22 protein-coding genes, 1 tRNA gene and 1 pseudogene are annotated in these 21,997 nt (G+C 74.1%); 13 read left to right on the top strand and 11 right to left on the bottom strand.

What is annotated here, in order from left to right; translation table 11 throughout:
* Nucleotides 1–30: 30 nt before the first annotated feature.
* A complete protein-coding gene (locus ACSNOK_RS14860) occupies nucleotides 31–660 on the bottom strand; it encodes a TetR/AcrR family transcriptional regulator (protein ID WP_436781127.1) in 630 nt (209 codons plus the stop codon).
* 89 nt (nucleotides 661–749) lie between these two features.
* Between ACSNOK_RS14860 and ACSNOK_RS14855 the strand changes: the two genes are divergently transcribed.
* From ACSNOK_RS14855 to ACSNOK_RS14835, 5 genes and pseudogenes are all read left to right on the top strand, one after another.
* Nucleotides 750–1,364 carry a DUF6230 family protein gene (locus tag ACSNOK_RS14855; protein ID WP_436781126.1) on the top strand — a complete coding sequence of 205 codons (615 nt, stop codon included), beginning with the start codon at nucleotides 750–752 and terminating at the stop codon, nucleotides 1,362–1,364.
* Nucleotides 1,355–2,299: a DUF6114 domain-containing protein gene (locus ACSNOK_RS14850; RefSeq protein ID WP_436781125.1), complete on the top strand. Its 945-nt coding sequence runs from the start codon at nucleotides 1,355–1,357 to the stop codon at nucleotides 2,297–2,299. The genes ACSNOK_RS14855 and ACSNOK_RS14850 overlap by 10 nt, the downstream gene beginning before the upstream one ends.
* A gap of 129 nt (nucleotides 2,300–2,428) precedes the next feature.
* On the top strand, nucleotides 2,429–2,884 hold the full coding sequence (locus ACSNOK_RS14845; RefSeq protein WP_436781124.1) for a protease inhibitor I42 family protein: 456 nt from the start codon (nucleotides 2,429–2,431) through the stop codon (nucleotides 2,882–2,884).
* Between the two features lie 202 nt (nucleotides 2,885–3,086).
* Nucleotides 3,087–3,716: pseudogene (dhaL, locus tag ACSNOK_RS14840) on the top strand (dihydroxyacetone kinase subunit DhaL); the annotation flags it as partial.
* Between the two features lie 129 nt (nucleotides 3,717–3,845).
* Nucleotides 3,846–4,331, top strand: coding sequence for a PTS fructose transporter subunit IIA (locus ACSNOK_RS14835; protein WP_436781128.1), 486 nt, complete (start codon nucleotides 3,846–3,848; stop codon nucleotides 4,329–4,331).
* 25 nt (nucleotides 4,332–4,356) lie between these two features.
* On the opposite strand, the gene ACSNOK_RS14830 is transcribed toward ACSNOK_RS14835, so the two are convergent.
* Nucleotides 4,357–5,109, bottom strand: coding sequence for a PIG-L deacetylase family protein (locus ACSNOK_RS14830; protein WP_436781123.1), 753 nt, complete (start codon nucleotides 5,107–5,109; stop codon nucleotides 4,357–4,359).
* Nucleotides 5,110–5,409: 300 nt separating this feature from the next.
* On the opposite strand from ACSNOK_RS14830, the gene ACSNOK_RS14825 reads away from it, so the two are divergent.
* Genes ACSNOK_RS14825 through ACSNOK_RS14815 form a run of 3 tightly spaced genes read left to right on the top strand, consistent with a single transcriptional unit; the run spans nucleotide 5,410 to nucleotide 8,377 of the window.
* Nucleotides 5,410–6,483, top strand: a complete 1,074-nt coding sequence (locus ACSNOK_RS14825) for an ABC transporter substrate-binding protein (RefSeq protein WP_436781122.1) — start codon at nucleotides 5,410–5,412, stop codon at nucleotides 6,481–6,483.
* Entirely contained in the window at nucleotides 6,484–7,548 is a 1,065-nt protein-coding gene (locus ACSNOK_RS14820; protein WP_436781121.1) for a FecCD family ABC transporter permease, read from the top strand. It abuts the gene before it with no gap.
* Nucleotides 7,549–7,555: 7 nt separating this feature from the next.
* Nucleotides 7,556–8,377 (top strand): ABC transporter ATP-binding protein, encoded by an 822-nt coding sequence (locus ACSNOK_RS14815; RefSeq protein ID WP_436781120.1) that lies wholly within the window; start codon nucleotides 7,556–7,558, stop codon nucleotides 8,375–8,377.
* 149 nt (nucleotides 8,378–8,526) lie between these two features.
* On the opposite strand, the gene ACSNOK_RS14810 is transcribed toward ACSNOK_RS14815, so the two are convergent.
* The 9 genes from ACSNOK_RS14810 to ACSNOK_RS14770 form a co-directional block, all read right to left on the bottom strand.
* Nucleotides 8,527–9,330, bottom strand: coding sequence for a hypothetical protein (locus ACSNOK_RS14810; protein ID WP_436781119.1), 804 nt, complete (start codon nucleotides 9,328–9,330; stop codon nucleotides 8,527–8,529).
* 72 nt (nucleotides 9,331–9,402) lie between these two features.
* Nucleotides 9,403–10,044, bottom strand: coding sequence for an IclR family transcriptional regulator (locus ACSNOK_RS14805; RefSeq protein ID WP_004950572.1), 642 nt, complete (start codon nucleotides 10,042–10,044; stop codon nucleotides 9,403–9,405).
* A gap of 302 nt (nucleotides 10,045–10,346) precedes the next feature.
* Complete coding sequence (locus ACSNOK_RS14800; RefSeq protein ID WP_436781118.1) at nucleotides 10,347–12,134, bottom strand: DEAD/DEAH box helicase; 1,788 nt, start codon at nucleotides 12,132–12,134, stop codon at nucleotides 10,347–10,349.
* A 200-nt stretch (nucleotides 12,135–12,334) separates the two neighbouring features.
* Nucleotides 12,335–12,778 (bottom strand): type II toxin-antitoxin system death-on-curing family toxin, encoded by a 444-nt coding sequence (locus ACSNOK_RS14795; protein ID WP_436781117.1) that lies wholly within the window; start codon nucleotides 12,776–12,778, stop codon nucleotides 12,335–12,337.
* Nucleotides 12,700–12,975, bottom strand: a complete 276-nt coding sequence (locus ACSNOK_RS14790) for a CopG family transcriptional regulator (RefSeq protein ID WP_436781116.1) — start codon at nucleotides 12,973–12,975, stop codon at nucleotides 12,700–12,702. Before ACSNOK_RS14790 ends, ACSNOK_RS14795 begins: the two co-directional genes overlap by 79 nt.
* Before the next feature lie 171 nt (nucleotides 12,976–13,146).
* Complete coding sequence (locus tag ACSNOK_RS14785) at nucleotides 13,147–14,709, bottom strand: MFS transporter (protein ID WP_436781115.1); 1,563 nt, start codon at nucleotides 14,707–14,709, stop codon at nucleotides 13,147–13,149.
* A gap of 148 nt (nucleotides 14,710–14,857) precedes the next feature.
* Nucleotides 14,858–15,952, bottom strand: coding sequence for a YeiH family protein (locus tag ACSNOK_RS14780; RefSeq protein WP_436781114.1), 1,095 nt, complete (start codon nucleotides 15,950–15,952; stop codon nucleotides 14,858–14,860).
* Nucleotides 15,953–16,163: 211 nt separating this feature from the next.
* Nucleotides 16,164–16,718: a cysteine dioxygenase gene (locus ACSNOK_RS14775; protein WP_436781113.1), complete on the bottom strand. Its 555-nt coding sequence runs from the start codon at nucleotides 16,716–16,718 to the stop codon at nucleotides 16,164–16,166.
* Nucleotides 16,719–16,845: 127 nt separating this feature from the next.
* Nucleotides 16,846–17,751 (bottom strand): LysR family transcriptional regulator, encoded by a 906-nt coding sequence (locus ACSNOK_RS14770; RefSeq protein ID WP_436781112.1) that lies wholly within the window; start codon nucleotides 17,749–17,751, stop codon nucleotides 16,846–16,848.
* A gap of 88 nt (nucleotides 17,752–17,839) precedes the next feature.
* On the opposite strand from ACSNOK_RS14770, the gene ACSNOK_RS14765 reads away from it, so the two are divergent.
* From ACSNOK_RS14765 to ACSNOK_RS14745, 5 genes are all read left to right on the top strand, one after another.
* Complete coding sequence (locus ACSNOK_RS14765) at nucleotides 17,840–18,742, top strand: alpha/beta fold hydrolase (protein ID WP_436781111.1); 903 nt, start codon at nucleotides 17,840–17,842, stop codon at nucleotides 18,740–18,742.
* Nucleotides 18,743–18,862: 120 nt separating this feature from the next.
* Nucleotides 18,863–18,934 (top strand) — tRNA-Cys (locus tag ACSNOK_RS14760).
* Nucleotides 18,935–19,069: 135 nt separating this feature from the next.
* Complete coding sequence (locus tag ACSNOK_RS14755) at nucleotides 19,070–19,195, top strand: hypothetical protein (protein ID WP_436781110.1); 126 nt, start codon at nucleotides 19,070–19,072, stop codon at nucleotides 19,193–19,195.
* A gap of 115 nt (nucleotides 19,196–19,310) precedes the next feature.
* Nucleotides 19,311–19,661, top strand: coding sequence for a hypothetical protein (locus ACSNOK_RS14750; RefSeq protein ID WP_436781109.1), 351 nt, complete (start codon nucleotides 19,311–19,313; stop codon nucleotides 19,659–19,661).
* A 142-nt stretch (nucleotides 19,662–19,803) separates the two neighbouring features.
* On the top strand, nucleotides 19,804–21,945 hold the full coding sequence (locus ACSNOK_RS14745; protein WP_436781108.1) for a protein kinase domain-containing protein: 2,142 nt from the start codon (nucleotides 19,804–19,806) through the stop codon (nucleotides 21,943–21,945).
* Nucleotides 21,946–21,997: the final 52 nt, after the last annotated feature.

Below are 21,997 nucleotides of genomic sequence, written 5' to 3'. Positions count from 1 at the left end.
GCCCCTGCCCCGCCCCTCACCTCGCTTCCCTCACAACTGCGTACGCTCCGGCGCCGGGCACGTCGGTTCGTACTCCTCGATCGTCCGCAAGGCGTCCCCCAACGCCCGTACCAGCAGGGCGCACACCACGTGCCGGGGCGGCTCGCGGCGCGCGAGCCAGTCGAGCGTCACGCCCTCGACCGACGCCAGCCAGCCGACGAGGACCGTGCGCGCGACGGGCGGGAGGTCGGTGCGCCCCCAGGCCGCCCGGGCCATCGCGGTGAGGAGCTGCTCGCGGACGCGGTCGCGAATCGCGAGGACGTCGGCGTCGAATCCGACACCGCCGGTCACGACAGCCCGGTAGGCGGCCTGGTGGTGCCGGGCGTAGCGGAGGTAGCCGTCGACGGTGTGGCGGACGCGCTCGACGGGCGGCAGGTCGTGGGTCGAGCCCGCGCGCTGGATGAGCTCGGCGACCGCGTCCTCGATGATGGCGAGGTAGTAGCCGCGCTTGCTGCCGAAGTAGTAGTAGATCAGGCCCTTGGCGACGCCCGCGTGCCGCGCTATGTCGTCCATGGACAGGGCGTCGTAGGACGTGTCGGCGAACAATTTCCGCCCGACGGCGATGAGTTCGGCACGGCGCGCCTGCGCCCGGTCGCTTCCGCGCTGTTGACTATCGTTCAAAATCGGCCCTAGTCTCCAACTCCACGGGGACATCCGCAGTATGGCACCGCCTGCACATCACGCACTTCCCTGAGTCGCGGGAGGAAGCAGTGAGCGGATCAGACCGAAATCTTCCGGAGGGCCGTACCGCCTGGAGGCGGTCCGCCCTGGTCGCGCTGCCGGCGGTGCTCGCGGTGGGCGCGATGGCCACGGGTATGGCGCAGGGTGTGCTGGCGGCCTCGTTCGCCGTCTCCGGTACGCACTTCCAGGTCGCGTCCGGCCGGCTGACCAGCGACGGGCTGGCCTCGTACGTGCACACCGACCGGTCCGCCGACGGCACGGGGCATCCGGTGGCGCTGCTCGGCATCGGGAACGCCCGGCTCACCGACATCTGCCAGGCCGCGTCCGTGCCCACCCCGCTCGGCAAGGTCACCTTCAAGCTGACGGCCGGCGGGCGGGCCGGCGAGGTGACGGCCAGTGACCTGGTCATCGACGGCGAGGACCTCGTCGGCGACGCGGAGTTCGGGACGGCGCAGATCGGCCGGGACGCGTCGACGCTCGACCAGGTGCCGGGCGTGAAGGGGGACGCGGGCGCGTTCGGGCTCCAGGCGGGGAAGGTCACGGTGGCGGGGGTCCGGTCGCACGCCTGGTCCGCCACCGGCGGGAACTTCCACCTGAAGGGCCTCAGACTCCAGGTGAACCTGGACGGCGACCAGTGCTTCTGAGGCGCCCGGCGTCGGCGCGGCTTCCGCACGGGCCGCTCCGCCGCCGCTTCCGGTCCTGGCGGCGGACCCGGCCTTTCTGGGCCGGCACCCTGCTCATCCTGGGCGGGGCCGAGCTGCTGGTGATCCCGTTGTCACCGGTGACCGTGCTGGTGAGCCTCGGACTGGGCGGACTGGCCGCCCTGGGCATCGGGCTGGCGCTGATCGCGGCGGGCCTGTTCCTGTGGTTCGTGCCGTCGGCGCGGCACTACGTCAGCGTCAACGCCCTGATCCTGTCCGTGCTGTCGTTCGCCGCCACCAACCTGGGCGGGTTCCTGGTGGGCATGGCGCTCGGCATCGCCGGCAGCGCGATGGGCTTCGGCTGGACGCCGCGGGGGGACCGTACGCTCGCCGTCGCCCTCCCGGCCGTCCTGCTGGCGGTCGTCCTCGCCCCGCCACCGCACCGCGCGGAGGCGTCCCCCCGGCGGCCGGACGCGCGGCTCACCGCCGCCGCCACTCCCCCGTCCGTCACCGCCGCCCGCTTCGCACCCCACGGTTTCACCCTGGCGGGGGTGGAACGCCTGCCGACGGCGAAGGGGCGGCTCAAGGTCATCGTCCTGCGCATGCGCGCCGCGTCACTGACGCGGTACCGGCTGCGGACGCGGGACGAACGGGCGGGCGGGGCACCCGGGCCGGGCACGCGGGTGGCGGCGGACGGCCAACTGACGCTCTCGGCCGGTTCGTTGGAGCTGAGCGGCGAGGTGACGCTCTACCTCACCCGATTCCGCGGATGCCTGGAAGGCCTCGTCTGCCTCACCTTCTCCCCCGACACCCTGCCCGCGCCGCCGGTGATCCCGCCCTTCGTCTTCATGACGGACGTGACGGCGGAACAGGCGCTGGTCACGGCGGATGCGATCCGGGCGGACGGGCTGGAGTTGCGGGCGCTGCCCGGGGTTTGAGGGGTGCGCGCGTAACCCCGCCGCACGAACAAGGCGTCCGGAAACACTCTCCCCGAGGCATACGCCGATCACCCGCCCCGGTAAACATCTCTGCCGTATGCCATCTGCCGCTGTCGAGGAGACCGTCTCATGCACCGCCGGATGCGGATAGCCGCCGCCACCGCCGCTCTCGCCCTGCTCGCTCTCACAGGCTGCGGCAGCGGGGGCGAGAATCATCTGGGCACTGTGTACACCGTGGAACCGCTCATGAAGGAACCCCTCGACCGCGTCGAGGGCCCGGCCGCCGTAGACCAGGGCAAACGGTTCTCGATCGCCGTGCTGCGCAACGTCTCGGCCCACCGTGAATGGAAACCTGCCGCGGCCCAGCCGCCCGGCGGCATCGTCCGGTCGGTGGGCAGCAGCTCGCACCAGACCGAGGAGGAAAGGGAGAGCGACGGCAGCGGATTCACCGTCTACTTCACCTACGAAGCCCTCAAGCCCGGCAAGACGGACCTCGTCTTCGCCAATCGCTGCGGAAACCCCGAGGAACGGTGCCACTCCCCCGGTGTTCTGCGCACTCTCACCTATCACATCACCGTCCGTTAGAAGACCCGCACCCCCCCTGACGGCTGACACGACGACCGACCGGAGCCCCGAGGTGTCGACGGCTGGCCTCGCGCGCCGGCGTCACCGCGCCCGTACCTCCGTCCGGCACGACACCCGGCGCGCACCGCGCCCGCGTCGCGCCCGGGGCGCGCGCCTACGCTGGGCCGGGACGCAGCCGTTCGTGACGGGCAAGGAGCCGCGCATGACCACCGTTCCGCTTGACCTCGCCTTCTTCCGCCGCTTTCTCGGCCGTGCCGTCGAGGTGGTCGTCGCCTCCGCCGACCGGCTGACCGAGCTGGACGCCGCCATCGGCGACGCGGACCACGGCGCCAACCTCAAGCGGGGCTTCTCCTCCGCCGCCGAGGCGGAGGCGGTGGTGGCGGCGGAGACTCCGGGGGCGCTGCTCACCGCCGTGGGGGCGCACCTGACGAACACGGTGGGCGGGGCGTCGGGGCCGCTGTTCGGCACGGTGTTCCGGCGGATGGGGAAGGTGCTGGGCGAGGACGCCGTGGTGGCTCCGGAGGCGTTGGGGCAGGGGCTTGCCGCCGCCGTGCGGAGTGTGCGCCGGCTGGGCGACTCCGCGCCCGGGGACGCCACGATGGTCGACGCCCTCCAGCCCGCCGCCGACGCCCTCGCCGCGGCCCTCGCCGACGGCGACGACGTGACGGCGGCGCTGCGGGCCGCCGCCCGGGCCGCCGTCGACGGCGCGGAGGCGACCGTACCGCTCCGCGCGCGGCGGGGCCGGGCCAGCTACCTGGGGGAACGGAGCGTCGGCCACGAGGATCCGGGGGCGGCCTCCTCCGCGCTGCTGGTCACGGCGCTGTACGAGGCCACGGATCCGGAACTCGCCCCGGCCGTACGGCCCTCGGAGACCCCGGAGACCCCGGACGGGCGCCGGGCCGATGCCGGCGGCGCCACGGACGGCGGCCAGGCGGCGGGAGCGGCGTCCTCGGGCGGGGCCGTGGAAGGCCCGCGGGACGCACCGGGCGTCTCCGGCGCGTCCGGCGCGTCCTCCGTCTCGGACGTCCGTCCCCCGGCCCCCGCCCGGGTCGGCGTCGTCCTCGTGTCGCACAGCCGCGAACTGGCCGCCGCCACGGCCGGGCTCGCCGCGGTGCTGGTGGGGACCGGCGATCCGGCGCCCGTCGCGCTCGCCGGCGGGCTGCCCGACGGAGGCGTCGGGACGAGCGCCGAGCTGGTCCGGGCGGCGGTCGCGGAGGCCGGGGCCGGGGCGGGCGTGGTGGTCCTCTGCGATATGGGCAGCGCGGTGCTCACGGTGAAGACCCTGCTCGGCGGGGGTGAGCTGACGGACGCCGGGGCGCCGGTCCGGCTGGTGGACGCCCCGTTCGTCGAGGGCGCCGTCGCCGCCGTGGTGACGGCCTCGGCGGGCGGCGACCTCGCCGCCGTGCTGGCGGCGGCGGAGGACGCCCGGACCTACCGCAAGGTGTGAGAGGCCGCGGCCCGTGCCGCCCGCCTCACCGCCCGAAGAGCTCGAACGCGACCGCGGGCCGGCCCCCGAAGCGCTCGCCCGCCGCCGCCATGTTGCCCTCCAGGAAGGTGCGGCAGTAGCGCTCGGGCTCCTCGTCCGTCAGCGCCTCGATGTACGTGCGGTGGCAGAGCAGCGACGCCACCGCGCGGTCGAGGCCGGCGCTCGCGTCCACCGCGTGGGTGGGCCGCGGCGAGCCGGCGACGGCGACGTAGCGCACCCCGTTCCACGGGGTGAGGCCGTCGTCGACGAGCTCGGGGAAGATCCAGCGGTTGCCCGCGTCCGCGACGGCGTCCAGGGTGGCCCGGCCGACGGCCCGGTGGTCGGGGGTGTTCCAGGCGACCCCGCCCCAGGTGTCGTGGTGGTTGAGGGTGAGGACGAGCTCGGGGCGGTGGCGGCGGACGGCGGCGGCGATGTCGCGGCGCAGCGCGGTGCCGTACTCGATGACGCCGTCCGCGTGATCGAGGAACTCGACGGTGTCCACGCCCACGGCGGCGGCGCTCTCCCGCTGTTCGCGTTCGCGCAACGGGCCGGCCTCGGCGGGGCTCAGGGTGTCGATGCCCGCCTCGCCGCGGGTCGCCAGGAGGTAGGCGCAGGTGCGCCCCTCGTCGAGCCAGGTGGCGATGGCGGCGGAGGCCCCGTATTCGAGGTCGTCGGGGTGGGCGACGACCGCGAGGGCGCGCCGCCAGTCGGTGGGCATGGGCTGGAGCTGGTCGGGGGTGGTGGCGGGGCGGTCCGGCATCGGTGATCCTCACAGGTCGGTGCTGGTCGGTGCTGGTCGGTGCTGGTCGGTGCTGGGCGGTGCGTGTTGGTGCTGGGCGGTGTCGGGCGGCCGGTGACAGCTCGGTACGGGTCGGTCCAGCCGATATGGGTCGGTACTCCGTACCGTCCGTGACGGCTCGGCGTCGGGCGGCCCGTGATCATCCGCACCCTATGCCGCACATCTCGGCCTCCGCCGGGAACCCGACCGGCGCGCGGGCCGACTACTGGTCAGGGCCCGCACCAGCGGTCCCCGCCCGAACGACCTCCTGGAGTGTTTCTCATGCGCCCTCGTGCGTGGTGCGGTGTGCTGGCCGCGGTGGCCCTGACGGCGACGGCCTGTGGCGGTGGCGGCGGCGGTAACGGCGGGGAGGCCGGGAAGGAGGGCGCGTCGGGCGGCTCGGGGGGCAAGGGCTTCCCCGTGACCGTCACGGACTGCGCGGGGTCGAAGACGACGTTCGACTCGGCTCCCAAGAAGATCGTGACGAGCAACGCCGCCGCCCTGGAGCTGCTGCTGTGGCTCGGTGCCGGCGACCGGGTCGTCGGTACGGGCTTCCCGCCCGGGAAGGGGGCCGTGCCGCCGCGGTTCGCCGACCAGGCGGCGAAGGTGCCCGTGCTCGGCAAGACCGTGATCCCCAAGGAGAAGATGCTGGCCTCGGGCGCGGACGTCTACATCGACTCGTTCTCCTCCGCGCGGAACATGGGCGGTGCCGCCCACGGGCCGAACCCGGAGGAGTTCAAGGCGGCCGGCATCAAGCACATCTACCTGAAGTCGACGGCGTGCGCGGCCAAGGCCACGTCCCCGCGCACCGACCTGTCGGGCATCGAGTCGGACATCGAGGAGCTCGGCCGCGTCACCGGCACCTCGGCGCGGGCCGCCGAGCTCGTCGCGGACATGCGGAAGAAGACGGACGGGGTCCGGGACGCGCTCAAGGGCGTTCCCGAGGACAAGCGGCCGTCGTACTTCCTCTTCGACTACGACGCCGGCACCAAGCAGCCGATGGCCGTGTGCAACCGGCAGGTCGCCAACGCCGTCATCACCCAGGGCGGGGGCCGGAACGTCTTCGCCGACTGCGACGGCGACTTCAAGCCCGTCGGCTGGGAGGACGTGGTGGCGAAGAATCCGGACTTCATCCAGCTGGCCGTGCGCAACCGGGGCGACGAGGAGGCCAACCGGAAGGCGTTCGACGAGGCGGAGGACTTCCTGAAGTCCTTCTCCGCGACGAAGGACCTCAAGGCCGTCAAGGAGGGCCGTTTCCTGCGCATCGGATCCGAGCGGACGACGATCGCCGGTGTGCGCAGCGCGGACACCGTGCGGGAGATCGCGCACGTCCTGCACCCGGACCGGGTCAAGTAGATGGCGACGCTCGCGGTGGCCGCGGAGGAACGGGAGAGCGAGCGCGAGCCGCGGACGTTCCTGGTGGCCGGTGTACTGGTCGTCGTGCTGGTCGTGGCACTGGTCGCCTCGGTGTGTCTGGGGTCGACCCGGGTGCCGGTGGGCGACGTGTGGTCGGCGGTGGTGCGGGGGGTGACGGGCGACGGTCTCGCGCCCGGTACCCACGACCTGATCGTGTGGCGGCTGCGGGTGCCGCGGGCGCTGCTGGCGGCGTTGGTGGGCGCGGGGCTGGGGCTGGTCGGGACGGCCACCCAGGCGCTGGTCCGCAACCCCCTCGCCGACCCCTACCTGCTGGGGATCTCCAGCGGGGCGTCGCTGGGGGCGGTCGCCGCGATCGTGCTGGGGGCCGGGGCCGGCGGGGCGTTCGGACTGGGCCTGTCGGCCGCCGCCTTCGCCGGGGCCCTGGCGTCCTTCGCCCTGGTGTGGGCGATGGCCCGGCGCGGCGGCGGCTTCTCGCCGCTGCGGCTGGTGCTGGCGGGGGTGGGCATCGGGCAGTTCCTGTCCGGGTTCACCCATTACCTGGTGCTCCAGGCGGGGGACGACCAGCAGACGCACGGGGTGCTGTTCTGGCTGATGGGTTCGCTCGGCGGCGCGCAGTGGTCGACGCTGACGGCGCCGCTGGTGGCCGTCGGGCTGGGGCTGGCGGCGCTGCTGGCCCGGGCACGGGCGCTGGACGCGCTGCTGATGGGCGACGAGACGGCGGCCGGCCTGGGCGTCGACGTGGGGCGGTTGCGCCGTGAACTGTTCGTCGTGACCAGTGTGCTGACGGGTGTGCTGGTATCGGTGTCGGGGGCGATCGGCTTCGTGGGGCTGATGGTGCCGCACGTGTGCCGGATGGTCGTCGGCGGCGCCCACCGCCGGCTGCTGCCCATCGCCGCCCTGTTCGGGGCCGTGCTGCTGGTGGTCGTCGACCTGGTCGCACGGACGGCCCTGCCGGACCAGGAGCTTCCGGTGGGCGTCGTCACCGCCCTGATCGGCGCCCCGACCCTGCTCTACCTGCTGGACCGCCGCCTGGAGAGGGGATAAGCCGCGTATGCGCATCGCCATAGAGGACCTGGAGGTCGCCCTTTCCGGGCGGACGATCGTCTCCGGCGTCCACCTGCTGGCCGAGGACGGCGAGATCGCGGGCCTGGTCGGCCCGAACGGCAGCGGCAAGTCCACCGTCCTGCGCACGGTCTACCGCTACCTCAAGCCGCACGCCGGACGCGTCCTGGTGGGCGGGACGGACATCCGCTCGCTGTCCGCCCCCGAGGCGGCGCGGCGGGTGGCGGCGCTGCCGCAGGAACGCGGCAGCGACTTCGAGCTGTCCGTCCGCGCGGTGGTGGCCATGGGGCGGACGCCCTACAAGCGGGCGTTCGCGGGCGAGGACCGCGCGGACACGGAGGCGGTCGCGGACGCGCTGCGGCGGGTGGGGCTGGAGGGGGCGGGAGGCCGGTCCTTCTCCGCCCTCTCGGGCGGTGAGCGGCAGCGCGTGCTCTTGGCCCGGGCGCTCGCCCAGGACCCTCAGGTGCTCGTCCTCGACGAGCCGACGAACCATCTGGACGTCCGGCATCAGGTCGAGCTGCTCGCTCTGTTGCGTGCTCAGCGGCGGACGACGCTGCTGTCCTTGCATGATCTGAATGCGGCGGCTTCGCTGTGCGATCGGTTGCATGTGTTGCACGAGGGGGCTGTGGTGGCTTCGGGGCCGCCTCGGGAGGTGTTGACGCCGGAGTTGCTGGCTGAGGTGTTCGGGGTGCGGGCGGCTGTTGTCGAGCATCCGCTGACGGGGGATCCGTTGATCGCCTTCGATCACCGGGCGGTGGCGGAGGCGGCCGGGGGCGGCGATGTGGCGGTGATCGCCGCCGCGGCGGGGTGAGTTGGCCCCGGTCCCGCCCCTTCCCGTTTCTTACAGGGGCTGCGCCCCCGCACCCCCGAAACCGCGCTCCGCGCGGTTGTCCTCAAACGCCGGACGGGCTGGAGTGGGCGCCCTATTCAGCCCGTCCGGAGTTTGAGGACCCCACCGCGTCAACAACGCGGCACCGACCCCCCGGACGCCAACGCCCGCAACGACTCCACCGCGTCCCCAAGCTTCCGTACCGGAACAAGGCGCAAGCCGGCAGGCGCCCCCGCCGAAGCCTCCGCGCACTGCGCCTTCGGCACCAGGAACACCCCCGCCCCGTCCCGCCCGGCGGCCTGCACCTTCAGCCCGACGCCGCCCACCGGCCCGACCGTCCCGTCCGGGTCGATCGTGCCGGTCCCGGCGATCGTCCGGCCGCCGGTGAGGTCGCCGCCCCGCCCGTCCCCGTCGAGCTTGTCGATGATCCCGAGCGTGAACATCAGCCCGGCGCTGGGCCCGCCGATGTCACCGAGGCTGAGGGAGACGCGCACGTCGGAGGGCGACCGGTGCAGGTACCGCAGAGCGGCCCGCACCGCCGAGTCCTGGGACTTCCTCATCTCCTCGACGTTGTGCTCCTCCGTCTCCTTGTCGGACTTCCCGGGCGGGAAGACGGAGTCGTGCGGCATGACCGTACGGTCGGTGCGGAACCAGTCCGACGCCACCTCGGGCAGCGTGATCTCCGCGTCCGGCCCGGTCGCGATGATCGAGACCATGCGCAGCTGGCCACTGGTCCGGCGGGCCTCGGCGCCGCTCAGCGTGATCACCGGCTTGCCCTGGTGGTCGCCGAGGACGTTCACCGTCCAGCCGGGTCGCGCGATCGTGAACGGCAGCGGCGCGAACGCGGCGGTCACCAGCAGCGCCAGGACGGGCACGGCGCAGAGGACGAGGGCGCGGGTGCGGCGGGACCACGCGAACGGAGACGGAAGTGGCATACCGCGAATCTAGTTCACCCTCGCCACTGCCGTGACGGCGCGCCCCGCCACACCCCCGAGAGGGCCGCCGCCTCACCTCAGCGCGTCGGCCACCTCCTTCGCCGCCTCCATCACCCGGGGCCCGACCCGGTGCGGCACGGCGTCGGTGAGCATGACGACGCCGACGCTGCCCTCGATGCCGCTCACGCCGAGCAGCGGAGCGGCGGCGCCGCTGGCGCCCGTCTCCAGTTCGCCGTGGGTCAGGGCGTATCCGGGGTTGTCGACCTCGCCCGCCCGGGCGGCGAGTATCGCCCGGCCGGCCGCGCCGCGGTCCAGGGGGTGTCGGAACCCGGCGCGGTAGGCGACGTGGTAGTCGGTCCAGGTGGGCTCGACGACGGCGACGGCCAGCGCCTCCGCGCCGTCGACGAGCGTGAGATGGGCCGTCGCCCCGACGTCCTCGGCCAGGGCCCGCAGCGCGGGCAGTGCCGCCTCCCTGACCAAGGGGTGGACCTGACGTCCGAGTCGTAGGACGCCGAGCCCGACGCGGGCCCGGCCGCCGATGTCCCGTCGGACGAGTTCGTGCTGCTCCAGGGTGGCGAGCAGCCGGTAGACGACCGTGCGGTTGACCCCGAGCCGGGTGGCCAGCTCGGTGACGGTCAACCCGTGATCGGTCTCGGCGAGCAGTTTCAGGACACGCAGTCCTCTGTCGAGCGTCTGCGAAGTCTCCGCGGTCACGACGCCCCCTCCTCCGATGAAAGGCGGGCTCTCGTCGCGGTGGGGTTGCGCTTCCGGTCCCGTCCGGCAGCGCGCGAGAGAGGCCGCCGGGTCGCTTGACGCATACGTTCCTTGACGCATACCACCGGCCGCGCTCCGCGGCGGCGCTGCCACGGGGCGTGTACGTGACCGGCACGGTAGCGAGCCGGTCCGCTCTCCGGAAGAGTCTGCCCACAATCCGGGCGCCGCGCAGAGTAATTGAGCAAGAGACGACCGGTGTTCCGGTCGTCGTGCTCCCCTCCGCGGGCGCCCGGACCGTCAGGTCACTTCATGCGCGTCGCCCACTCGCGCACCTTCTTGATGCGCTCGTTCAGCTGCCCGGCCGTGGCCTCGGCGCTCGGCGGCCCGCCACAGGTGCGGCGCAGCTCGGTGTGGATCACGCCGTGCGGCTTGCCGCTCTGGTGCGCGTAGGCGCCGACCAGGGAGTTCAGCCGCTTGCGGAGTTCCAGCAGCTCCTTGTGGGTGACGACGGGCCGGCGCTCGGCCGGCATCTCCAGCAGGTCGGCCTCCTCGTCGGGCTTCCGCCTGCTGTGCGCGATCTGCCGCGCCTGCCGCTTCTGGAGCAGCAGCTGCACCTGCTCCGGCTCCAGCAGCCCGGGGATGCCGAGGTAGTCCTGCTCCTCCTCGCTGCCGGGGTGGGCCTGCATGCCGAACTCGGCGCTGTTGTACAGCACCCGGTCGAAGACCGCGTCCGACTCCAGGGCCTCGAACGGCAGCATGTCCTGCTCGCCGGTGTCCTCGTCCTGCTGCTTCTCGGCCTCCGCCATTTCCTTCTCGGACTCGGCGTAGGGGTCCTCCTCGCCCTCCTTCTTGGGCTTGTCGAGGACGTGGTCGCGCTCCACCTCCATCTCGTTGGCGAAGCCCAGCAGCATGGGGATGGTCGGCAGGAAGACCGACGCCGTCTCGCCGCGCCGCCGCGACCGCACGAAGCGGCCGACCGCCTGCGCGAAGAAGAGTGGCGTCGAGATCGTCGTCGCGTAGACGCCGACGGCGAGCCGGGGCACGTCCACGCCCTCGGACACCATGCGGACGGCGACCATCCAGCGGGAGTCGCCCGCCGAGAAGTCGTCGATGCGCTGCGACGCCCCCGAGTCGTCGGAGAGGACGACGGTCGGGCCCTCGCCGGTGATCTCCCGGAGGAGCTTGGCGTAGGCGCGGGCCGAGTCCTGGTCGGAGGCGATGACGAGGGCGCCCGCGTCCGGGATGCTCTTGCGGACCTCGGTGAGCCGGCGGTCGGCGGCCCGCAGCACGTTCGGCATCCAGTCGCCGCGCGGGTCGAGCGCGGTGCGCCACGCCTGGCTGATCGCGTCCTTGGTCATCGGCTCGCCGAGCCGCGCCTCCAGCTCGTCGCCGGCCTTGGTGCGCCAGCGCATGTTGCCGCTGTAGGAGAGGAAGATCACCGGGCGGACGACGCCGTCGTTGAGGGCGTTGCCGTAGCCGTAGGTGTAGTCGGCGGCGGACCGCCGGATTCCGTCGTTGCCCTCCTCGTAGGTGACGAACGGGATGGGGTTGGTGTCGGAGCGGAACGGCGTGCCGGTGAGGGCGAGCCGGCGGGTGGCCGGCTCGAACGCCTCCAGGCACGCCTCGCCCCAGGACTTGGAGTCGCCCGCGTGGTGGATCTCGTCGAGGATCACGAGCGTCTTGCGCTGTTCGCAACGGTTGCGGTGCAGCATCGGGCGTACGCCGACACCCGCGTACGTCACGGCGACGCCGTGGTACTCGCGGCCCAGCGGGCCCGCGCTGTACTCCGGGTCGAGCTTGATGCCTATGCGGGCGGCGGCCTCCGCCCACTGCTTCTTCAGGTGCTCGGTCGGGGCGACGACGGTCACCTGCTGGACGACGTGGTGGTGCAGCAGCCAGGACGCGAGGGTGAGCGCGAAGGTGGTCTTGCCGGCGCCGGGGGTGGCGACGGCGAGGAAGTCGCGCGGCTGCTCCTGGATGTACTTCCCCATCGCGCCCTCCTGCCAGGCGCGCAGCTTGTTCGCGGTACCCCAGGGGGCCCGGCCGGGGAAGGCGGGCGAGAGGTGGTGGTTGGCTGTGGTGGTAGTCACGGTCTCCGTCGGCTGGATCGGGGCCTTGAGAAATCGGTAAACGACAACCGCGTCAGCCTACCGGGGGCCGGGGCGGGACCGTCCGCGTGCGCGGGCACCCAGACGGTCCCGGCCGGTCTCGACCGGTTCCGGACGGTTCCGGATGGTTTCCGGATCGGTTCGGTGAGCCCTGGTGGGAACGGGCGGCGGGCCCCCGGCCGTCAGCCGGCGAGCAGCTCCCGCAGCCGCCGTGAGACTTCCGCCACGTCCCGCTCGCGGCCGGTGGTGACGTCGAGGACGAGCCGCCCGGCGGCGTCGACGTCCCGGCGCAGCTCCACGCCGTGCAGGGCGAGGAACGACACGCAGGACAGCGAGGCGGTCCGCTTGTTCCCGTCGGCCAGCGGGTGGTTGACCGCCGGCCCCCGGAGCAGCGCGGCGGCCCTGTCGACCAGGTCGGGGTGCACCTCCTGCCCGTACATCTCCGCCGCCGGGCGGTGCACGGCGGACGCCGGCCCTCCGGCGTCGCGGACGACGACCTCGGTGTCGCCGGCACAGGCGCAGCCGACGACGAGGGTGTCTTCGAACGTCAGGTAGTCGGTCTCGGCGCCCGTGACGTCGGTGGCCTCGGTGGCTTGTGCGGTCCCGGCCGCCTCGTAGGCCCCCACTTGAGCCGGTCCGGCAGCTCGCGCCATATCTCCGCCTGCTGCCGGGCCGTCCGCCGGACGCGCGCCCGGCGGTCGGTCGCGGACAGGTACTCGTCCACCGCGCGCAGGACGGCGGCGTGCGGGCCGACGCCTTCCCGGCGGGCGTGCTCGCGCAGCGCGGACGCGCGGTCGTCGTCGAGGCGGAGGTTCAGGGACATGCCCGAACGCTGGGGGCGGCGGGCGGGAGGGGTACCGGTTTTCCGGGCGGGGGCGCCGCTCCCGCGGTCGTCGCTCTTCGGCTTGAGGGCACTCTTCGGCCCGGCGTCGCTCTGCGCGTCGGTACCGCTCATCGGCGCCGCTTCGCCCATCGGCGCCGCACCGCTCGTCGGCTACGCACCACTCGTCGCCTCGGCCCCGCCCATCGCCTCGGCCCCGCCCGAGGCGGTCACCCGGCCGCCGGTGGCCTCGCCCTCCGCCGGCCGCAGCCGGGTCGTGATCCAGGCGCCGGCCAGGGCCACCGCCGCCAGGGTCACGTAGACGGAGACGAAGGCGGCGGGCGGGGCCGCCGTGTCGGCCGCGTCCCCCTCCGTGGCCACGGTCCCGCCGCCGAAGGCGCCGAAGAGGACGCCGCCCGCGCCGACGAGGACGATGTTGCCGAGCGCGTCGGAGAGCTGGAGGGCGGCGGAGTTGACGCCCTCCTCGCCCGGGCGGGACAGGGAGAGGACGAGGATGCCGCTGCTGGAGATCGTCAGGCCGATGCCGTAGCCGCCGATGATCCACGCGACGGCGACCAGCCAGACCGGCACGCCGTCGACCAGCACCAGCGGCACCAGCGCGACGGAGACCGCGACGAGCACCATGCCCAGGCCCATCAGCCGCTGCCGGTGCCGCTCCAGCCCGGAACGGCTCTGGGTGAACGAGCCGAGGGCCCAGGCGAGTCCGCCCCCGGTCAGGGAGAGGCCGGCGGCCGTGGCGGACAGGCCGCGTTCGGTGACCAGCATCAGCGGGATGAAGCTCTCCGCGCCGAGGAACGCGCCGGCCGCGACGCCGCGCAGCAGCACCACGGACGGCAGCCCGCGCGCCGCCCGGAACGTGCCCTTCGGCACCAGCCGGACGATGGACGGCGCGAGCAGCGCCAGGCCGGCGGCGGCCGGGGCCAGGGCGATCCACGTGCGGTCCTGGCCGGCGTACTGGAGCAGCCCGGCGCCGCCGGCGACGGCCAGCGCGAGGAGGACGCGCCGCCGGTCCACGGCGCCGCCCCGGTCGTCCCGCGGCAGCTTCCGCAGGGCCGGCAGCATGATCAGCAGCGGCAGCAGGATCAGCACCGGGATCGCCAGGAACACCCAGCGCCAGCTCAGCCGTTCGGCGACCGACCCCGCGACCACCGGACCGACCAGGACGGGCACCACCCAGGCCGCCGAGAACGCGGCGAGGATCTTCGCCCGCAGCCGCTCCGGGTAGGCGCGGCCCACGACCACGTACATCGAGACGAGCACCAGGCCGCCGCCCAGCCCCTGCACGAAGCGGGAGCCCACGAACATCCACATGTCCTGCGAGCAGCCGGCGAGGACCAGTCCGGTGCCGAACGCGGCGATACCGGTGAACAGCGGCGCGAGCGGCCCGGAACGGTCGCTCCACTCCCCCGAGAGCGCCATGGAGAACAGGCTCGCCGTGAAGTAGGCGGAGAACGCGAAGGCGTAGAGGCCGATGCCGTCCAGCGCGCGGGCGGCGATGGGCATGGCCGTGCTGACCGCGCTGGCCTCGAAGGCGATGAGCGAGATGACGGAGATGATGCCGAAGGTGAGACCCCGGTAGCGGCGGCCGAGCACACCGCCCTCGTCGTCCGGCGGGAGCGCGGGCGGCGAAGCGGAGGAGGAACCGGAAGGCGGCGACGAGGGGGAAGCGGGGGAAGCGGTGCCTGGCGGAGGGGGTATGGAGTCGGCGGTGCTCATGTCAGGCAGCGTAGGGAGGGGCGTCCGGAACCGCCTCTGGCTCCGGAACGGGTTCGTCCTCATCCCTTCGCCCTACCTCCTGAGCCACACCGGCCCCGGCTACGGGCGGGCGGGCAGGCAGGGAGCACCGCCGTCGGCCCAGGGCCCGTCACGCCGTCAGCAGGACGCCCCCGTAGGACACCCCCGCGATGACCACCCACGAGCACAGCCCGAGCGCCGCGACCCGCCCCCCGGTCCGTATCAGCGAGGGCAGGTGGACCGCGCTGCCCAGCCCGAACAGGGCGGCGGCGAGCAGCAGTTCCTGGGCGTGCTGCGCGGCGTCGAGCACGCCGCCCGGCACGGCCCCGGTGCTGCGCACGGCGACCATGGCGAGGAAGCCGACGACGAAGAGGGGGACGAGCGGGGGCCGCTTCCCCTGGGCCGTTCCCTTCCCGGCGCCCTCCCCGGCGCTCTCTTCCACGGCCGCCGCCGCCCGCGCGTGGGCCCTCCGCCGGCTCACGGAGACGGCGACGGCCGCCACCAGCGGCGCCAGCAGCGCCACGCGCATCAGCTTCACCAGGACGGCCTCGCCGAGCGCCGCCGGACCGGCCGTCTGCGCGGTCGCCACCACCTGCCCCACGTCGTGCACACCGGCACCGACCCAGCGCCCGAACTGCGTGTCGTCCAGCCCCAGCGGGTGGTGCAGCAGCGGCAGTACGGCTATGGCGAGCGTCCCGCACAGCGTGACGAGGGCGACGGACGTGGCGACGTCCTCCTCGTCGCTGCCGGAGACCTCGCTGACCGCCCCGATCGCGGAGGCGCCGCAGATCGAGTAACCGGTCGCGATCAGCAGCGGCTGGTCGCCGCGCAGCCCGAGCCGGCGGCCGAGCCAGAGCGTGCCGAAGAAGGTGGCCGTGACGACCACGAGCACCATCGCCACCGTCGCCCAGCCGACCCCCAGCACGTCGCCGACGCTCAGCTTCAGCCCGAGGAGCACGACGCCGACGCGCATCAGCCGCTTCCCGGCGAGCGTCAGCCCCGGCCGGCCGGCACCCCGTACCCGGGCCTTGACGCCCGGCAGGTGGGCGGCGGCGATGCCGAGCACCACGGCCGCCGTGAGCATGGGCACGGCGGGGACGAGCCGGTGCGCCGCCCAGGCGAGGGCGACCCCGAGGACCGCCATGGCCAGACCGGGGAGCTTGCCGGGGGGCGCGGCGGCCGTTCCGGTGCGGGCGCCGCCCGGCCGTGCGTTGATCACCGCCATGACGGCTGCTCTCCCTGCCCTTCCTGTTCCGGTCCGTCCGGTCCCTGCGGCCCTTCCGGCCCGTCCGGCCATACGGACCGACCCGACGGATCGGAATGTCCCGACCGGCCCGGCTGGTCCGTCTTGCGCGGTCTCCGCAGCTTATGTGAGTGACTCACCGCGTCCGTCCGGGCCGACCGCTCCTCCCGGCGGGCCGGCCTCTCCTCCCCCGTCACAGCTCGTCGGCGGGCAGCCGGTAGACGCGCCGCACGCTGGAGCCCAGCCGTGCGATGTCCGCTCCGTAGACGTGGATCGAGATCGCGGTGGACGAGCACGCGTTGCGCACCCGGTGGATGTCCCCGGGGGGCGCGAAGCCGCAGACGTCGCCCTGCGCGTTGACGACGTCCTCGGTGGCGACGAGCCGGCAGCTCGTGCCGTCGGGGACGAGCCGGTAGCGGCGTTCGCTCTCCGCCCCCTGGTGGACGCCGGTGACGCACCACGAGACGTGGTCGTGGACGGACGTCTGCTGGCCCGGCAGCCACACCAGGGCGACGAGGGAGAAGCTGCCGTCCGGCTCCGCGTGCAGGATGTGCTGGCGGTAGCGCTCGGGGTCGCCCTCGCACTGCTCGGGGGTGAGCAGGTCGTCGGCGCCCAGGTGGGCGGCGAGGCGTTCGCCGACGAGGTAGGCCGTCGTGTCCGGCGGCAGGCCGCGGCCCACTGCCTCCCGGACGTCGTCGATGAGCCCGCGGAGGCGGGCGGTCGTCGGGGCTGCGGTAGGAGTGGTCATACGGGCAGCGTCGGGGCCGTGATCCATCACGTCCAACGACAGTTTGTTGGCCGGGTGCCAACCTCCGCTTATGGATCGCGCGGACGCGCCGGGCGGGGCCCGACGGCGGACGCCCTCGGGCGCCCGCTCAGCACCCCTCCCGCCGCGCCGCCGCGGCCTTGAGCTCGTCGAGGACCAGGGCGGTGGCGGGGACGCGCAGGTGATCGCGGAGGACGTACGCGGAGACCCGGCGGCGGGAGGCGGGATCGAGCGGACGTCCGGTGACGCGGTCGTGGCGCAGGAACGACAGCACGAGCCCCGGCATCATCGCCACCCCCAGCCCCTCGGCGACGAGGGACTGCACGACCAGGTTGTCGTCGGTGGTGAAGGCGATGTCCGGGGCGAAGCCGACCTCGGCGCACTCGTGCAGGAAGTTGGTGCGGCAGCGCAGGCAGCCGGCGATCCACCGCTCCTCGGCGAGGTCGGCCAGCCCCACGGCGCGGCGGCGGGCCAGCGGGTGCCCGACGGGGAGCAGCACGGTCAGCTGGTCCTCCAGCAGCGGGATCTCCGCCAGCTCGTCGGACACCTCGTCGTGCAGCCCGGGGTAGGTGAAGGCGAGGGTGATGTCGCACTCGCCGCGCACCAGCCGCCGGAGGGAGTCGGGCGGCTCGCCCTCCAGCAGCTCGACCCGTACGCCGGGGTGGTCGGCGGCGAGCCGGGCCAGCGCCTCCGGCACGAGGGTGGCGCCGGCGCTGGGGAAGGCACAGACCCGCACCCGCCCGGCGCGCAGCCGGGTCAGGGAGCTCATCTGCTGCTGGGCGACGGTGAGGGTGTCCAGGATCGTCTCGGCGTGGCGCGCCAGCGCCTCCCCCGCCTCCGTCAGCCGCATCCGGCGGCCGACCCGGGTGAACAGCGGGGTCCCGACGGACCGCTCCAGGGCCTTCATCTGCTGGGTGATCGCGGGCTGGGTGTAGCCGAGCACCCGCGCGGCGGCGGAGTACGAACCGGCCTGGACCACCGCGTGGAACGTCTTGATGTGCCGCGAGTCGAACACGCCGGAATCATAAGCGGAATTTGGGGTAGCGGGCAGATCCGGCTTGAATGACTTCTGGATCAACGGACCTTCGGGGCATGGTGGACATATGGCGGCTCACGCAGCTCACTCGGCACGTTACGTCTCGTACGACGCGGCGGAACTGGCCTACCGCGTCCTGGAAGCGCGCACCGCCGACGCCCCGGGCCCGCCGGTCGTCTGCCTCGCCGGCGGCCCCGGCCGGGACGCGGCGTACCTGGGCGACCTCGGGGGCCTGAACGCCCGCCACACCCTCGTCGTCCCCGACAGCCGGGGCACCGGCGACTCACCGCCGGCCGACGATCCGCGCGGCTACGCCTTCCCGGCCCTCGCCGAGGACGTCGAGGCGCTCCGCGGCCACCTCGGACTCGACCGCTTCGCCCTCCTCGCCCACGACGCCGGCTGCGCCACCGCCCAGGCGTACGCCGCCCTCTACCCGCACCGGGTCAGCCACCTCGTCCTCGTCGCCCCCGGCTCCCGCCTCCAGGGCGAACTCCCCACGGACGCCGAGGAGATCTTCGAGTCGCGCGCCACGGAGGACTGGTGGGTGGACGCCTACGTCGCCGTCCACTCCCTCGCCGACACCCACGACTTCACCGAGGCCCGCGCCCTCCTCCGGCGCGCCGCCCCCATGGGCTACGGCCGCTGGGACGAGCCCCAGCGGGCCCACGCCGCCACGGAGGACGGCCAGCTCCACCCCGTCCCCCGCATCGCCTTCTGGCAGGGCGTCGACGAACCGGCCCGCCGCGCCCTCCTCGAACACCTCCGCTCGGCCGCCTTCCCGCTCCTCGTCCTGACCGGCGACCGCGACGCCATCACCGGCGTCCGCGCCGGCGAACTCGTCGCCGCCTCCTTCCCCGCCGCGACCCGCACCGAGGTCCGCACGCTCTACGGCGTGGGCCACTACCCCTGGGTCGACGAACCGGACATGTTCCGCCCGATCGTCGAGGACTTCCTGGCGACCGACCACTGACTTTTTGGTCTCGCAGCCCGGCCCCCTCATGAACGGCGTGTGACCGCTGCGTGACAGCCGCCCGGACACCGTTGAACGGGTCGGGCGGCCCCGCCTATGGTCGTGGCGTCGGTACAACCCGGCCGTGTGCCCGAGTGGTTGAGGGGCTCGCCTGCAAAGCGAGTTACGCGGGTTCGATTCCCGCCACGGCCTCTCCTGTCAGTGCCCCGCCCACCGGATTAGGGAGGCGGGTGTCGTACGGGCCCGAGAGCCGGCGCAGCGGCGGGCGGACGGCAGCCGTCGCGTCGCGTTCGCCGCCGGAGCGAACAGGGCGACGTCGTCCGGGAGATGGACGGAGTGGCCGGCCACGGCGAGGACACGCACGTCACCGTCGTCACCGTCGCCGACAACGGGCGCAGCACGGAAGACACCATCGCGGTACAGATGGAGGGCGGCAGCGTGCCCGTCCTGTGAGTGGTGCGCCGCCGGAGGAATCCGGGCGCCTGAGTACCCGTACTCACGCGAAGCCCCCGCCGTCAGGCATCCGTACGGATGCCCGGGCCGGCTCCCCGCTCGTAGCGTGACGGGCATGACATCGGCCGACACCCACCAGGCGCCGGACGGCGCGTCGAGCGCCGGCACGGCTCTCCTGAAGATGCTCGGCGGCGTGGCCCTGTGGCTCTTCGCCGCGTTCACCTTCACGACCCTGCCCCTCTCCGTCATGGCGAGCGACGGGTGCGGCACCGGCGACACGCAGATGATCTGCACGGCCGCGGGTCAGAACGTCGTGTTCTGGACGCCGGTCCTCGGCGCTCCCGCCGCCGCCTTCCTCGGTACCTGGGGGCTGGTCTCCCGCCGGGAGAACGCACCGCTGGCCTGGATGGCCGCCCTGATGATGCTGATGGCGACGTGGTTCGTCGTCCTCTCGATCGCGCGGTGACGGCCGGGGGGACGCCCCTGCCCGCGCGCCACCGCCCACGTGCCCCCGCCTGCGCGGCTCCGGACGCCCGCCTGGAGAATCGGCGGCGCAAGAGGCGACCTCGTGTGCGCCACCCCTCCTCGCTCGGACAGGCCGTCACCCCATGGATCCCCTCGCCACCGGCGACCCCCTCCGTCTCGGCCCCTACCGTCTCGTCGGCGTGCTCGGCGCGGGCGGCATGGGCAAGGTGTACCTCGGCCGGGACGCGGCCGGGGCCACGGCAGCCGTCAAGGTGCTGCACCCGGAGATGGCCCACGACCCCCACATGGCACAGCGCTTCGTGCGCGAGGCGCAGGCCGCGCAGGCGGTGACGAGCGCGGGCGTGGCACGGGTGCTGGGGGCGTGGACGGAGGGCGGACGGCCGTGGATCGCCACCGAGTTCCTGGCCGGGCCGACCCTGACCGAGGCCGTGGAGCGGCACGGGCCGTTCGACGAGGCGGGGGTCAGGGCGCTGGGCGCCGCCCTGGCGCGCACCCTCGGGGACATCCACGCCGCCGGCCTCGTGCACCGCGACATCAAGCCGTCCAACATCGTCCTGACGTCCTCGGGCCCGCGCGTCATCGACTTCGGCATCGCCCGCCCCGAGCACGGCCTCACCCTCACCACGACCGGCACCAACCCCGTCACCCCCGGGTACGGCGCCCCCGAGCAGGTGCTCGGCCGGCGCGTCGGACCGCCCGGTGACGTGTTCTCGCTGGGGGCCGTGCTGGCCTTCGCGGCCACCGGCCGCCGCGCATACGACGGTACGGACGTGGCGTCCGTCCAGTACAAGGTCGTCCACGAGGAGCCGGACCTGGCGGGCCTGACGGCACCGTTGCACGCCCTGATCGCGCCCTGCCTGGCCCGCGAGCCGGAGCACCGCCCGCAGCCCGCGCTGATCGTCACCGCCATGGCCCCGCCGAGAGGCGCGGACCGCGTCTGGCGCCGCGGCCCCCTCGCCGCAGACGTCACCCGGCGCGAGACCGAGGCCCGGAAGCTGGCCACGCTCACCGGTACCACCGCGGCCGCCCCGGGCCCCGGCCTCTCACGCCGTCGGCTCGTCACCGCCCTCGTGGCGGGCGGCGCCACGGTGGCGGCGGCGGGCGGCACCGGCGCGTGGTGGTTCCTCCGCGACGGCGGAGCGTCCGGGCGCGAGGCGCTCACCGGCGATCCCGCGCCCCCGCCCCGGCCCTGGGACGCGAAACCCCTGACCACCGGCCAGTACGAGGAGGGCCGCCCGCCGGCGGAGCTGTGGGGGCCGGTCACGACCTTCCCGTTCGCCCCCGCCCCGCTGCCCGTCGGCGCGTTGGTCGTCACCATGACGGGCGACGGCGTGACGGCCCTCGACGTCCGGAACGGCACGCCCAAGTGGCAGGCCAAGAGCGAGCCGTACGGCCGCTTCGCGGGCGGCTCCGGCATCGTGGCGGCCCCGTTCGACCGCGGCCGGCTCGTCGGCCTGGACGCCGCCACGGGCGACGAACGCTGGAGCGCGGCCGTCGACGCCGACCACGTCCTCGCCATGGACGGCGAACGGGTGTACTTCGTGGACGGCGCGGCGGCCATGCGCCCCGACCGGCTCGGCGCCTTCGACCTCCGTTCCCGCACGGTCCGCTGGACCGTCCCCCACCCGGACCGGACCCCGTCCCACGGCGAACCCGCCCTGGTGGCCACCGGCCGCGACCGCCTCGTCGTCCACGGCAGCGAGGGCTCCGTCCACGCCCTCGACGCCACCACCGGCCGCACCGTGTGGAAGACCGCCCAACGCCCCGACGCCCACCAGGCGGTCCAGCCCGCCGTCCGCGACGACATGGTGTACCTCGGCGGCAAGACCCTCGCCGCCCACCGCCTGGAGGACGGCGAGAAGCTCTGGTCCCTCCCCTCCGCCTCCTACCGCGTCAGCGCCACGGTCTCCGGCGGCAAGTCCTCCTACCAGGGTTGGTCGGCCCCGACCGTCGACGGCTCGTTCCTCTACGCCGTGGACGCCCCGCGCCTGTACTGCCTCGACCGCCGCACCGGCGCGACGGTGTGGACTCACGACCTGGAGGACGGCTCCTACCCGCCCCTCACCGCCCCCGCCGTCCAGGGCCGCACCCTCTGGATCGCCACGGGCGGCACCAAGTCCGCCGCCTTGGCCCTCGACAAGCGGACCGGCAAACCCCTCTGGTCCTACACCTGGCGCGGCAGCGTCTCCCCCTGGCTCGTCGGCTCGGGCAACCGCGTCTTCCTGTCGGCGGACGGGGGCCTGACGGCTATGCCGGTGGTGTGAGGCGGCGCCGCCGCGCGACGAGGACGCCCGCGCCCCCCGCCCCGACGACCAC

This window comes from Streptomyces sp. URMC 126 (assembly GCF_051386555.1).
Lineage (GTDB): Bacteria > Actinomycetota > Actinomycetes > Streptomycetales > Streptomycetaceae > Streptomyces.
Note: the sequence above shows the minus strand (reverse complement) of the source record. Positions and strands in the feature narration are given on the sequence as shown.

Bases quoted from the DNA above. Each gene is read 5' to 3' on its own strand.
- ACSNOK_RS14845 (WP_436781124.1), top strand. From the start codon at position 2,429: ATGCACCGCCGGATGCGGATAGCCGCCGCCACCGCCGCTCTCGCCCTG.
- ACSNOK_RS14830 (WP_436781123.1), bottom strand. From the start codon at position 5,109: ATGCCGGACCGCCCCGCCACCACCCCCGACCAGCTCCAGCCCATGCCC.
- ACSNOK_RS14825 (WP_436781122.1), top strand. From the start codon at position 5,410: ATGCGCCCTCGTGCGTGGTGCGGTGTGCTGGCCGCGGTGGCCCTGACG.
- ACSNOK_RS14820 (WP_436781121.1), top strand. From the start codon at position 6,484: ATGGCGACGCTCGCGGTGGCCGCGGAGGAACGGGAGAGCGAGCGCGAG.
- ACSNOK_RS14815 (WP_436781120.1), top strand. From the start codon at position 7,556: ATGCGCATCGCCATAGAGGACCTGGAGGTCGCCCTTTCCGGGCGGACG.
- ACSNOK_RS14810 (WP_436781119.1), bottom strand. From the start codon at position 9,330: ATGCCACTTCCGTCTCCGTTCGCGTGGTCCCGCCGCACCCGCGCCCTC.
- ACSNOK_RS14790 (WP_436781116.1), bottom strand. From the start codon at position 12,975: ATGTCCCTGAACCTCCGCCTCGACGACGACCGCGCGTCCGCGCTGCGC.
- ACSNOK_RS14785 (WP_436781115.1), bottom strand. From the start codon at position 14,709: ATGAGCACCGCCGACTCCATACCCCCTCCGCCAGGCACCGCTTCCCCC.
- ACSNOK_RS14780 (WP_436781114.1), bottom strand. From the start codon at position 15,952: ATGGCGGTGATCAACGCACGGCCGGGCGGCGCCCGCACCGGAACGGCC.
- ACSNOK_RS14775 (WP_436781113.1), bottom strand. From the start codon at position 16,718: ATGACCACTCCTACCGCAGCCCCGACGACCGCCCGCCTCCGCGGGCTC.
- ACSNOK_RS14765 (WP_436781111.1), top strand. From the start codon at position 17,840: ATGGCGGCTCACGCAGCTCACTCGGCACGTTACGTCTCGTACGACGCG.
- ACSNOK_RS14755 (WP_436781110.1), top strand. From the start codon at position 19,070: ATGGACGGAGTGGCCGGCCACGGCGAGGACACGCACGTCACCGTCGTC.
- ACSNOK_RS14750 (WP_436781109.1), top strand. From the start codon at position 19,311: ATGACATCGGCCGACACCCACCAGGCGCCGGACGGCGCGTCGAGCGCC.
- ACSNOK_RS14745 (WP_436781108.1), top strand. From the start codon at position 19,804: ATGGATCCCCTCGCCACCGGCGACCCCCTCCGTCTCGGCCCCTACCGT.